Below are 12717 nucleotides of genomic sequence, written 5' to 3' on the forward strand. Positions count from 1 at the left end.
AGAAGCTAGCGCTACCATTTAACGAGTACTAATTGAGGAGTTAAACGCTTTTTAAACTGAGAAATTTTACACAACAATCGCTGCCACAACTTCCAACGATTACATTGCTGTTCTAATGGTGAAAACGACTTAACCCATTGCGCCCATGGCAACCAATTAAGAACACTGTCTATTGGAGAAGACAACCCGTGAGCATATTCACCAGATCCTAGCTTCTGCCCCAACGTACTTGAGCTCTTATCTCCGGCCAAGACCAAGCAGGCGTGGGCGTGAGTAAAATAACGACTGAGAGACTGAATAAAATGGGCCGTCTGCTGTTCATTGCAATCAAGCAAAGCATGTTCACACACCACCATTACTGAGGCTTGCTCTGGGATGTTCAGTTCATCGAGCCACGTTAGATCGTCAACCGAGCCACATTCCAAACGATAGCGTTCATTTTTGTGGAACAAGCGTTGGCGCCAAACTAGGTTCTCTGTGACATCTAATTCAACCCAATGACAGCGGCCATTATCTAAACGGTAGAAACGCGTATCGAGCCCGGCACCCACATTAATGATCCAAGCGTCTGGGTTATGAGATAAAAACTGCTGTACCTGAGAATCACAAAGCTGAGTCAATGTGGCATAGAGAAGTTGTTGTTGGTCAAGTTCACCAGTAAGACATTCAGGCGCGAGTTGGCAACGCTTACAGGCTTGAGCTGCAATAGGATCATAAACTAGACCATCATCGGCAAGACTTTCGCGGCTGCGAAACCAAAGGTGTTGGACGAGGTTGGTCGGAACTTGAAATTCTTGATGTGCAGACCCTCGATCAGAAGAAGCCTTTTGATCAGAGGAGCGCGGCTTACGAACAAGCGGCTTCATTTGAGGTTTAGTTGGGTTTGGCATCATCATCTTCCTTGTATCTCGACAAAGAAGATGATAATGAATATCAATTACAATAACAAGTTATTGAGAATAAATATCAATAAGCTGCTTGTAATGACTACATCCAGTCCGTGTTGCGAATAATACCAACCGCAAGCCCTTCAATAGACAAGTGTTGGGATTCTAAGTCCACGTGAATTGGAGAAAACTCTTCATTTTCAGCATGTAACAGAACGGTAGAACCTTTACGTTCTAGACGTTTTACCGTTACATCATCATCGACACGAGCAACGACAACTTGTCCATCACGCACGTCTTGTGTCTTATGCACGGCCAGTAAATCACCATCCATAATACCGATGTCTTTCATACTTTCGCCATTTACGCGAAGTAAGAAGTCAGCTTGTGGCTTAAACATACCTGGGTCAACTTGGTAATGCATTTCTACATGCTCTTGAGCCAAAATAGGCTCGCCAGCAGCAACCTGACCGATTAATGGTAAACCTTGCTCTTCGTTCGCTGCATCTTCAAGCAAAATACGAATACCGCGAGACGCACCCGGGATAATCTCAATCGCTTCTTTACGAGCAAGAGCTTTCAAATGTTCTTCTGCTGCATTAGCAGAACGGAAGCCTAGTTCACGTGCAATTTCTGCGCGTGTCGGTGGCATACCGAAATCGTCAATCTTACTTTTGATAAGATCGAAAACTTGTTGTTGGCGGGGCGTTAACGGCTTCATGATTCACCTGTCTTTTTATACAGTTGACTGTGAGTATATCCAGTAACCGAACAAAAGCAAAGCAATTGGTTGTTTTTAGTTCATTTTTCAAAAATCACAAAAATAAAATGTCTAGCCAAACATAACCCGCCAAGCCTAAACAGACAAAAACAGCAGCAGAACCGGCATCTTTAGCCATGCCCGCTAGCTCATGATGTTCAGTGCCAATCCGATCTACGACCGCTTCAATCGCGGTATTGATCAACTCGACCACGACCACTAATACAACGGCAGCAATCATTAAGATGCGCTCTACCTGGCTCACATCTAAGTAGAACGCCAGTGGGATTAACACCGCTGCCATAAATACTTCTTGGCGAAATGCCGCCTCGTTTTTAAATGAGCTAGTGATGCCTTGCCATGAAAAGCCTGCTGCTTTCACTATGCGTTTGAATCCGGTGTTTGATTTTTTGCTCATTTTTAACCCTATACTCAATCAGTCGATGAATGATTTTAAACAAACTTAACGGCAATATGACTATTTCCATTAAAAGGTTAGACCAGTTTCTGGTATTCTTGCATCGATTAAATTTACGCCTAGGCTTATCCCTATTTCACTCACAGGATTTATCCTTTCATCATAGAAATAGAGATACGCTTAAGCACATTGAAATAACTATTGAGGCAGTGAACCTATATGTCTTCTGGACAATCTTTTTCACGTTCATTAATGAAGCTACCTTTATCCGTTTTGGTAAAGGGCACATCAATACCTTCGAATCCGGTTGAGGATTTGAACATTGATTTAGGCAAACCGATTGTATACGCCTTACCATTTCGCTCAAGTGTCGACCTACTTACGCTGCAAAAGCATGCGCTGGAATTGGGCTTACCCGATCCTTTTAGCAAGCTTGAAATAAACGGCAAATCACTGCAACGCTTCGTGTTCATCTCTTCACGCAAAACACTGCTGCAAGATGATGACTATGTTCCAAGCTCTTCAATTGAAGTTTTCTCAGAGCTGCTTTCACTGCATGCTGAAGACTCAGAGCTTGATGTTCAAGTTATCCCAGCAACCGTCTTGTGGGGACGTAAACCAGGTAAAGAGAATAACCAGAAACCTTACCTACAAGCAATGAACGGCTTAGAAAAATCAAAAGCCGTATTACTGGCTGGTCGTGACTGTCTGGTTCGCTTTAGCCCGGTTGTATCTCTACGCTACATGGCCAATTCACACGGTACTGATAGCACTATCGCGCACAAGCTTGCTCGCGTGGCACGCATTCACTTCTCACGTCAAAAACTTGCAGCATCAGGTCCTAACCTGCCAAGCCGCCAAGCACTGTTCGACCGCCTGTTAAAATCAGAAGCAATCAAGAAGGCGATAGAAGACGAAGCTGAAGCAAAAAATATTTCCATAGAGAAAGCGAGCAAAGAAGCTCAAGACATCATGGATGAGATCGCAGCCAACTTCTCTTACTCGTTAATTAAACGCGGTGAGAAGATTCTTGGTTGGCTGTGGAACAAGTTGTACCAAGGTCTGCATATTAGCAACGCTTCAACGGTTCGTAAGCTAGCTCAAGACGGCCACGAAATTGTTTACGTGCCTTGTCACCGTAGCCACATGGATTACTTACTGCTTTCTTATGTGCTGTATCATGAAGGCATGGTGCCTCCGCACATCGCTGCGGGTATCAACCTCAACTTCTTCCCTGCCGGTCCTATTTTCCGTCACGGCGGTGCGTTCTTTATTCGCCGTAGCTTCAAAGGCAACAAGCTTTACTCGACTATTTTCCGTGAATACCTAGCGGAATTGTTCGCTAAAGGTTACTCAGTAGAGTACTTCAGTGAAGGTGGCCGTTCTCGTACAGGTCGTCTACTGCAAGCGAAAACGGGCATGCTAGCGATGACCATTCAAGCAATGCTGCGCGGCATGAACCGCCCTGTTACTTTAGTTCCTGTGTACATCGGTTATGAACACGTAATGGAAGTGGCTACTTACGCCAAAGAGCTTCGTGGTAAGCGCAAAGAGAAAGAGAATGCGAGCCTTGTGATTCGTACTCTGCGTAAGCTGCGCAACTTTGGTAAAGGTTATGTGAACTTCGGTGAGCCAATCCAACTTAACCAATATCTGAACGAGCACGCGCCAGAGTGGACTAAAGACATCGATCCAATGGGTACCAGCAAACCACAATGGATGAACCCTGTGGTTAACGAGCTGGCGACTAAGATGATGACGCACATTAACGATGCAGCAGCGACTAATGCACTGACACTGTGTGCTACCGCGCTACTCGCTTCTCGACAGCGTGCATTGTCTCGTGATTCTTTGGTTTCTCAAATCAACTGCTACCTGTCTCTACTTAAGAACGTACCTTACTCGGATACATTCACTGTACCTAAAGACAGCGCTGAAGATTTAGTAAAACACGCAGAGTCATTGAACAAGTTCTTGATTGAATCAGACACGATGGGCGACATCATTTCACTTGATCGTCACCAATCTATTCTGATGACTTACTACCGCAATAACATCATCCACCTGTTTGCACTACCATCACTGATTGCTCAGATGACAATTCGCCAACGTGGCATATCAATTGCGACGATTCAGAAGAATGTCGCGGCGATCTACCCGTTCTTGAAGAAGGAACTGTTCTTAAGCTATGACGAAGATCAGCTGGAAGACGTGGTTGCGAACATCATTAATGAACTAGTCAGCCAAGGCATGATTGTCGTTTCTGACGGTGAAGTAACGATCAATCAATCAAACAGCCAAGCACTGATGCTGTTAGGTCGCACGATTTCAGAGACTTTACAGCGTTACTCAATTGCGTTGAATCTGTTGGCAGAGAACCCTGATCTTGATAAATCCGATCTTGAACAGAAGAGCCAAGATATCGCGCAACGACTGGGGCGTTTGCATGGTATCAATGCTCCAGAGTTCTTCGACAAAGGAGTATTCGCATCGATGTTTGCAACACTGAAACAGCAGCAATACCTTGATAACGATGGTAACTGTGATTTAGAAAAGACTCAGCAATTCGCTAAGCTTCTTTACTCGATGCTTTACCCAGAAGTACGTCTGACTATTCAAGAGAGTATTCACCAAGCAGAGTAATCTCTGTGCATACCATGAATCTCTGTTCGAGGTTTGATTGAACACGATCGAAAAAGGCACCCAATAGGTGCCTTTTTTATTTGGAGCAGTTCCAATGACCCAAACTTACCAGAAGGTAATGAATAAGCCTGCTGTCACTGCCATTCCAACGTAGTTGTTGTTTAGGAAAGCTTGGAAACATAAGTCTCGGTCACGATGACGCATTAAATGTTGTTGATACACAAACAAGCTGCCTGCCACCAACAATGCCCAATAGAAGGTATCACCCAACTGGTAATGCATGCCTAGCGCAATCAGCATCGCCAGTGTCACCAATTGTAAGAAGCCAACGATAAGCTTGTCGAAGCGGCCAAATAAAATAGCTGTCGATTTGATACCAATTTTCAGGTCATCATCTCGGTCAACCATCGCATATTGCGTGTCGTAGGCTATCGTCCAAAGCGCATTAACCACGAAAATAAACCACACAACACTTGGCAGTTCATTGGTTTGAGCAGCCCATGCCATTGGAATCGCCCAACTAAAAGCTAACCCAAGAAACAGTTGTGGAAGATGCGTAAAACGCTTCATGAAAGGATAGATAAAGGCTAAGCCAACACCGATAACAGAAAGCTTAATCGTCAGCGGGTTCATGGTTAACACCAACAGGAATGAAACCACCGCTAATACTAAGAAGAGTAATATCGCTTCTTTACTGGAAACTAAACCAGAAGGTAATGGACGCTGCTTGGTACGTTTTACATGACCATCGACTTTGCGATCGGCAAAATCATTGATCACACAGCCCGCCGAACGCATCAGCACGACGCCGAGTACGAAAACAACTAAGACATCAAAGTCTGGTATGCCTTGCGCAGCAATAATCAAAGACCATAAGGTCGGCCAAAGGAGTAATAAGGTACCAATTGGGCGATTCATTCGCGTTAACTGCCAATACGCCTTCGCTTTGGTGGCCAGCATTTACACATTCTCCTTAGAGTAAATTGGGGCTGTAGGTAAAAACAACTCTGCCACAAGCATTGGCTTATGGTTCATCCATAATCGAGAGCGACGTGCGAGCAATCGTTCATCGCCTGCAATAACCCAACCGACTTGCAACGCATCTCGCTTCACGTTCTCAGCACTGAAAACCGTTAAACCAAGCGGGACATTACCTTGTTGAGAGAGGTCAGAATGCTGATCGTCTAGCGTGACTCTGGGAATTAAGGTACGACCTAACACCCACGGGGTATCATCACCCTTTAAAATCACTTTACGCAGCAAGCAATCAAACGATGATAAAAGATGTTCCTCGTCAGGTTGGAGCATTGAGCGCTCGACAACTTGGTTATGAAGCAACTCAACAGATAAATGCTGACAGCACTCCCCTAACTTTCGGGAAAGAGAACCTTGCTCCATCAGCCACTCTTTGGTGGTTTCATTAGGAAAATCAAATGTTTCTGTACTTTGCCAATCTACATTCATTAACGAATTAAGATACAGCGATATTGGCTGATTCATACTAGTATTCAATAGGTGACTTTACACGTACAATAAAGCTTCAACTTTCGAACAAAATTAAAGCGTTCTTCGAATTGTAAACGTATTTAGATTTAGACCGCTCATTGTAACAAGACAAACGCGTTTCGAATATCGCGAATAAACTAAAGAAAAGTCACAAATATGCACAAACGTTATGTAGCCCAAATATTTCTTGCGATTAGCCTTCTTTTTTCAGCATCAAGTTTTGCAGAGGAAGAGTCTGGACCTAAACTCGCCTACTTCACACTAGAGCCAGACCTCACTACCAATTTTTACACTAAAGGTAAAAATCTTGGCTATATTCAGGTACGTCTCGACATCATGGTAGCAAACAGTGATGACCTAGCGGCCATTGAGCATCACCAACCTTTGATTCGTGATGCGGTGATTGAATTACTTGGCAAACAAAACGAAGAAACCATTAAATCACTGTCTGGGCGTGAAGATTTAAGAAAAAACCTAGTTGAGCACCTCAACAAGATTCTGCTTCCGGAAACAGGCAAAACGATCATTGCTGACTTACTGTTTACTAAATACCTCTACCAGTAACAGTCATTGCCAATAGATTCCCAATAAAAAAGCGGCCAGTAGCCGCTTTTTTTGTTTTTATCGTTTCTCTACCAACGAGAGAGCATCATTTAGCTTCTTGCTGAGTTAGGCGCTTTCATTGCATCAATCAAACCAATTACCACACCAGCCGCTAAACCAGCTAGATGCGCAGTATTGGCGATGGCCATGAACGGCTGCATATAACCCAAGACTAACCACACCAACATAAAGCCCACGATTTGTCTTGGGATACCTAAGCCAAGCTGAGGTGCTTTAGCACCCACTACCCACAAGTAACCGACCAACGCATACACCACGCCAGAAAGACCACCAAAGTTCGCTCCCTCAACCCAGTATTGTCCAGCACCTGAAAGTGCAGAAGACACAGCAAAGATCTGAAGCAGTTTGAGGCCGCCTAACTTTTTCTCTATATCTCCGCCCAGTTGCCACCACCACAAGATATTGAATGCGATGTGCATAACAGAGAAATGCAAAACAGCGTGACTTAACCAGCGCCAAAGCTGCCATTGTTGTCCATCAACCGCAGGAAAATGTAAGGCGTTAAAAATAGCCTGACCAAAACCTATCTGCTGCAGAGCAAAAATAACGACACATACCAGCATGATGCTGAGCGTCACTGGGCCAGCTTTTGCTTTTATCATGCCCATGAAACTCGGAGTGTGATAATGAAAATTGCTATTTCTGGTTTCTGCCATATCCCAAGACGCTGCTTGGTAGCGTTTATGGTTTGGCTCAGACAGGAAACGATTGAGCTCTGATTCCGTCTCGACCTGATACTGACCATCCGTCAGCCAAAGAGCAAAACGCCCCTCACCTTCAGGAGACATTTGAATAGGGATCTGGCGAGAAGCCATGTAATCAATAAATGCTTGAGCAAGACGCGGGTTATCTAACACCATCAGTCTAATCATTATCACTTCCTATTCATTCTACTGAGAAACGTTTGACGCAACTAACCAGCGTTCACTGGAAGTTCTGCGCGATGCCAGGCTTCAAACCCACCATCAACACTATATACCTCTTCGAAGCCTTGGTTCACTAAATATTGTGCTGCGCCTTGGCTACTAATGCCGTGATAGCACATCACCAAAATAGGCTGTTCAAACTCAACTTCATCCATGAACGACACCATCGTATCGTTCGTTAGGTGATAAGCGGTTTTTGAGTGAGCGACCGCAAAAGACTGCGGATCGCGGATATCGACAAGTCGAGCTTCACCTTGCTCTATAAGGGCTTGAGCACCTTTAACATCGATATGTTTAAACTGGTCCATGACTTTCTCTTTTATGCAGATTTACTTTGCTGCCATTGTAACCTATCCCAAGGCTAACAATCACATCCACTTAATAAGGTTATCCACCAGCGATCACTTTTACACCGATTGTGGATAAACCTGTGAATTGCGTGAATAAAGTGGTTTTTGAAAAATGGATCCACAACATATAGTAATGATCCTGATCTAGCTGTGGGTTACTTAAAACATATCCCCACACCTAAAACCCTTCCAAAGCCTTACTACACCCTGCTTTTAGACAGCTGACGAATAAACTTCTCACAGAGTTATCCACAAAATCACAATGCAAATATCGATCGCAAAAGTTGAGAATTCGATCCAAAACAAAAAGGCCGAGATCTCTCGATCTCGGCCTTTTCAAATTCTAACTTTTTATGGTGCTGTTAGTTTAGTGCTTAGAAGTCGCCAACGGCTTGTTTCAACTTCTTCATGGCATTCTTCTCTAACTGACGTACACGCTCAGCTGAGATGCTGTAGGTATCCGCTAAGTCTTGCAGGGTCGACTTGTTATCATCCAACCAACGTGAGCGCACAATGTGCTGGCTGCGTTCGTCTAAGCTCTTCAATGCGAGCCCTAAGCGATTATTGGTATGAGATTCCCAGTTAGCCGCTTCAACCGTTTCAGCAACGTCTGACGCTTTGTCTTCTAGGTAGTAAACCGGAGCCGTGTAAGCAGAACCGCCTTCGTCGTCATCCATCGGAGCTTCAAAGGTCGCATCTTGTGCCGCTAAGCGAGATTCCATTTCACGAACTTCTGAAGGCTCAACGCCCAGTTCACGCGCAACAGTCTCAACTTCACCATTATTGAACCAGCCTAAACGCTTCTTAGATTTACGCAGATTAAAGAACAGTTTGCGCTGTGCTTTGGTTGTCGCAATCTTAACGATACGCCAGTTACGCAGTACATATTCGTGAATCTCAGCTTTGATCCAGTGAACAGCAAAAGAAACCAGTCGAACACCCACTTCAGGGTTGAAGCGCTTCACCGCCTTCATTAGGCCGATGTTACCTTCTTGGACGAGATCAGCCATTGGCAGCCCGTAGCCAGAGTAGCCTCTTGCAACGTGCACCACGAATCTTAGGTGTGAAAGGATCAAACCTTTCGCAGCATCGATCTCACCTTTGTAATGTAATCGCTCTGCAAGTCCACGTTCCTCTTCAGGCGTCAACATTGGGTAGCTGTTCGCTGATCGGATATAGCTATCTAAACTATCTTGTGTGACTAAAGCCATTTGATACGATTGGTTTGCCATTCGGTTCCTCATCAATCTCTGATCTGGAGTAATATATCTATTAAAACCCGACAATCTTGAACCTAAAATGAACAGGATTCAAGAAGGGGGAAGTAATTATGCATAATCAATTCGTCTATACAAGGTAAAAACTGATTAAAAAGTGCCTATTTATCGTCTAAATATGACTCTATTCAACTAAACAGGTTCAATTTCTTTTAGGTGGCGCTGTGCGGAAAGCTTCGCAGCTACACTGCCTAATAGGGTTCCAACGATCAAAAGCAGTAACGATTCATCCCAACTTAAGCCAATCAGTCTAAAGTGACTATCGTAAAGCTGAGCTAAATCATCAACCGCACTGTTAAGTAAAACAGTAATCAATGCCGTCATTACCCAAGCGCAAATCGCGCCCAACACGCCAAACCACATTCCAGAATATAGGTATGGCCGTAGGATGAAGCTATCGGTGGCACCTATCAGCTTCATGGTTTGAATCTCTTCTTTATGCGCCAACACATTAAATCGTAATGTATTGCCAATAATCAAAAACACAGCGCCCAGCATAAGCACGGTTAATGTAATCACGATGACAGCCGCCAGTGCTTTGATCGCATCCAGCCTTGCAAGCCAATCTTCGTCTAAACGAACATCGGTCACGAGATCTTGCTTCTTAACCTTGCTCGCCAATTCTTTGATTTGCGTGTCGTTGTGTACACTTGGCGTAATCACCAACACACCAGGCAACGAGTAATCATCTAAAATCGTCAGTGCGTCATCAAAACCAGAATACTTACTCAAATCAGCAAGGCCTTGCTGTGGTGAAATGTATTCAACCAACTCGACTTGATCCCAACCTTCTATTTCATCTTTCAGCACTATCACTCGAGGTTCAGGAATTCCATCCTCTACATAAGCACTGATTTGTGACGGACTGGTGACGTCTTTCGCCACTTCTCCAACGTTTTTACCTAATAGGTACAAACAAGCAGGCATCGCCAAGGCCATTGAGATAACAGCCAACGTCAGTAAATTACCGAGTGGACGCTGCCACATTTGCGAGAAAGACGATTTGGCTTGTTTCCAATGAACAACAAAAAAGCCGTCACTGGCAGCGCGGCTCGCGGCTCGGTTAGATTGAGGTTTCTTGATGCGCTTATTCGCGGCCATAATCTTCAACCTCACTCAAAAAGCCTTGGTTTAATTCAAGATGACGGTATTGGGGGCGAGTGTTCACTAACCCGATATCGTGCGTCGCTAGGATGATCGTTACACCCGCGCGGTTAAACTCTTCAAACAAGCGCAGGACACGATTCGACAATTCAGGGTCTAGGTTACCAGTTGGTTCATCCGCTAAAAGCAGAGTTGGACGGTTAACCACAGCGCGAGCGATACCCACGCGTTGCTGCTCACCACCAGAAAGCTGGCTTGGCAAACAACGTGCTTTATCTAATAAGTCGGTTTTATCCAACGCAGCACTGACTCGGCGCTTTATTTCATTTTCAGAAATAGATTCAATGCGCATAGGCAGTGCGACGTTATCAAAGATAGAGCGATCCATCAGCAGACGATGGTCTTGAAAGACAATCCCAATATTACGGCGTAAAAAGGGAATGTCTTTGGTTGGTATACGAGTGATATCGTGGTCGTTAAACCAAACGCGGCCATCAGTTGGGCGCTCAATGGCGCAAATCAACTTCAGCAAGGTACTTTTACCAGCACCGGAGTGCCCGCCTAAAAATGCCATCTCTCCACGTTTGAGATGAAAGTCCACTTTTTGGAGCGCCTGGCGTCCGCCTCGGTAGGCTTTACTCACTTGCTGAAATTTGATCACCGAAAATTCCTCTTACGATCACTCATATCAAACTTAAAACGGTAGCAGGTTAAGGATAAACCACTTTACTACACGAGTTACTCTTCACGACTAAATAGTGCTTCAATAAAGTCTTTTGACTCAAATGGACGTAAATCATCAATGCCTTCACCCACACCAATGTAACGAATTGGAATCTGGAACTGGTCAGCAATTGAGAAAATCACACCACCTTTCGCCGTACCATCTAGTTTAGTTAGCGTAATACCCGTTACCGGCGCTACTTCACTGAATAGTTTCGCTTGGCTGATCGCATTCTGACCAGTGCCTGCATCTAGCGTAAGCATGATTTCGTGCGGTGCAGAGTCGTCAATCTTCTTCATTACACGAACAATCTTGCGTAGCTCTTCCATCAAGTTGCTCTTGTTCTGCAAACGACCCGCAGTATCAGCAATCACGACATCAACACCGCGCGCTTTAGCGGCTTCAATGGCATCGTAGATAACAGAAGCACTGTCTGCGCCAGTGTGTTGAGCAATCACAGGAACGTCATTACGTTGCCCCCAAACTTGAAGTTGCTCTACAGCTGCCGCACGGAAGGTATCACCTGCCGCCAACATCACTTTTTTGCCTTCGCCTTGGAATTGTTTCGCCAGCTTACCGATAGTGGTCGTCTTACCCACACCGTTCACACCCACCATCAAAATAACGTAAGGCGTTTTCGTTGTATCAACCACAAGAGGCTGTTCAACTTGGCTTAGGATTTCTGCCATCTCTTCTTTGAGCAGACCATATAGAGCTTCACCATCTTTTAGGTCATTGCGAGATGCTTTTTCTGTCAGGTTTTCAATGATCTTAACGGTGGTATTCATACCCACGTCAGCGATCAGAAGTTGCTCTTCTAACTCTTCAAACAGATCATCATCGATTTGTTTACCTTTGAACAAACCAAAGAAGCCAGCACCGATATTCGCTTTAGTACGGCTTAGGCTGCGCTTAAGACGCGCAAAAAAGCTTTCTGTTGGCTTTTCTTGAACTTCTTCAATCTTAGCTTGAGAAACAACAACTGCTTCTGCTTCTGCTTCTGCTTCTGCTTCTGCTTCTGCTTCTGCTTCTGCTAGGACAGGCTGCTGCTCTTCTTGAGTCTCTTCAAGCGCTTGATCTGATTCAGCAAGCTCAGATTCAACTGACTGAGTTTCAGTTGGCTTAGCTACTTCAGCTTCAGCCTCGACTTGTGATTCAACTTCAGTTTGCTCTTCAACGTTTTCTACGTTCGCTTCATTCTGAGTTTTTGGGCTTTGTTCTTCTTCACCAAAACCAAGCCACGATAATAATCCGCGCTTCTTTTTTTCCGTCATCAGAGGAGTTTCCTAGATCTACTAATTAACTGCATTGACTTAATGCACGTCGACTCTTTGCTATTGTTATACAATACAAGCTTGTACAAACGAATAGTAAAGAAAAATGACAAAGCAGTGATAAGTTTGCTTTTAGCTTGATACACTTTGTCATTGCAAATTTATTTAATACCCGAACCCAACTAAATTGGGCTCGGTATAGTATCACTTTATTAGCGGTCAAA

Annotated in this window: 13 protein-coding genes; 2 read left to right on the forward strand and 11 right to left on the reverse strand. The window is 44.4% G+C overall.

The genetic code is table 11. The annotated features are described in order from the left end of the window. Window positions 1-11: 11 nt before the first annotated feature. From IHV80_RS15570 to IHV80_RS15580, 3 genes are all read right to left on the reverse strand, one after another. Window positions 12-890 carry a class I SAM-dependent methyltransferase gene (locus IHV80_RS15570; RefSeq protein WP_076678550.1) on the reverse strand — a complete coding sequence of 293 codons (879 nt, stop codon included), beginning with the start codon at window positions 888-890 and terminating at the stop codon, window positions 12-14. A 97-nt stretch (window positions 891-987) separates the two neighbouring features. Continuing rightward, complete coding sequence (gene lexA, locus IHV80_RS15575) at window positions 988-1608, reverse strand: transcriptional repressor LexA (protein ID WP_017104719.1); 621 nt, start codon at window positions 1606-1608, stop codon at window positions 988-990. A gap of 94 nt (window positions 1609-1702) precedes the next feature. Further along, window positions 1703-2065, reverse strand: coding sequence for a diacylglycerol kinase (locus IHV80_RS15580; protein ID WP_192889571.1), 363 nt, complete (start codon window positions 2063-2065; stop codon window positions 1703-1705). A 219-nt stretch (window positions 2066-2284) separates the two neighbouring features. On the opposite strand from IHV80_RS15580, the gene plsB reads away from it, so the two are divergent. Further along, window positions 2285-4708: a glycerol-3-phosphate 1-O-acyltransferase PlsB gene (plsB, locus tag IHV80_RS15585; protein WP_192889572.1), complete on the forward strand. Its 2424-nt coding sequence runs from the start codon at window positions 2285-2287 to the stop codon at window positions 4706-4708. A 105-nt stretch (window positions 4709-4813) separates the two neighbouring features. On the opposite strand, the gene ubiA is transcribed toward plsB, so the two are convergent. Both ubiA and IHV80_RS15595 read right to left on the reverse strand, forming a co-directional pair. Further along, window positions 4814-5668, reverse strand: a complete 855-nt coding sequence (gene ubiA, locus IHV80_RS15590; RefSeq protein ID WP_192889573.1) for a 4-hydroxybenzoate octaprenyltransferase — start codon at window positions 5666-5668, stop codon at window positions 4814-4816. Further along, on the reverse strand, window positions 5669-6208 hold the full coding sequence (locus IHV80_RS15595) for a chorismate lyase (RefSeq protein ID WP_192889574.1): 540 nt from the start codon (window positions 6206-6208) through the stop codon (window positions 5669-5671). A 162-nt stretch (window positions 6209-6370) separates the two neighbouring features. On the opposite strand from IHV80_RS15595, the gene IHV80_RS15600 reads away from it, so the two are divergent. After that, a complete protein-coding gene (locus IHV80_RS15600; protein ID WP_192889575.1) occupies window positions 6371-6778 on the forward strand; it encodes a flagellar basal body-associated protein FliL in 408 nt (135 codons plus the stop codon). An 89-nt stretch (window positions 6779-6867) separates the two neighbouring features. Here IHV80_RS15600 and glpG read toward each other — a convergent pair whose 3' ends face one another. The 6 genes from glpG to ftsY form a co-directional block, all read right to left on the reverse strand. Continuing rightward, window positions 6868-7710, reverse strand: a complete 843-nt coding sequence (glpG, locus tag IHV80_RS15605) for a rhomboid family intramembrane serine protease GlpG (RefSeq protein ID WP_192889576.1) — start codon at window positions 7708-7710, stop codon at window positions 6868-6870. A gap of 41 nt (window positions 7711-7751) precedes the next feature. Further along, on the reverse strand, window positions 7752-8072 hold the full coding sequence (gene glpE, locus IHV80_RS15610; RefSeq protein WP_017104726.1) for a thiosulfate sulfurtransferase GlpE: 321 nt from the start codon (window positions 8070-8072) through the stop codon (window positions 7752-7754). A gap of 416 nt (window positions 8073-8488) precedes the next feature. After that, window positions 8489-9346 carry an RNA polymerase sigma factor RpoH gene (gene rpoH, locus IHV80_RS15615; RefSeq protein ID WP_029223651.1) on the reverse strand — a complete coding sequence of 286 codons (858 nt, stop codon included), beginning with the start codon at window positions 9344-9346 and terminating at the stop codon, window positions 8489-8491. A 177-nt stretch (window positions 9347-9523) separates the two neighbouring features. Next, a complete protein-coding gene (ftsX, locus tag IHV80_RS15620) occupies window positions 9524-10492 on the reverse strand; it encodes a permease-like cell division protein FtsX (RefSeq protein WP_192889577.1) in 969 nt (322 codons plus the stop codon). Beyond that, window positions 10479-11156, reverse strand: a complete 678-nt coding sequence (gene ftsE / locus IHV80_RS15625) for a cell division ATP-binding protein FtsE (protein ID WP_192889578.1) — start codon at window positions 11154-11156, stop codon at window positions 10479-10481. Before ftsE ends, ftsX begins: the two co-directional genes overlap by 14 nt. A 77-nt stretch (window positions 11157-11233) precedes the next feature. Beyond that, entirely contained in the window at window positions 11234-12493 is a 1260-nt protein-coding gene (gene ftsY, locus IHV80_RS15630) for a signal recognition particle-docking protein FtsY (RefSeq protein ID WP_192889579.1), read from the reverse strand. Window positions 12494-12717 lie beyond the last annotated feature (224 nt).

Origin of the sequence: Vibrio bathopelagicus (genome assembly GCF_014879975.1) — a bacterium.
In the GTDB taxonomy this organism is placed as follows: domain Bacteria; phylum Pseudomonadota; class Gammaproteobacteria; order Enterobacterales; family Vibrionaceae; genus Vibrio; species Vibrio bathopelagicus.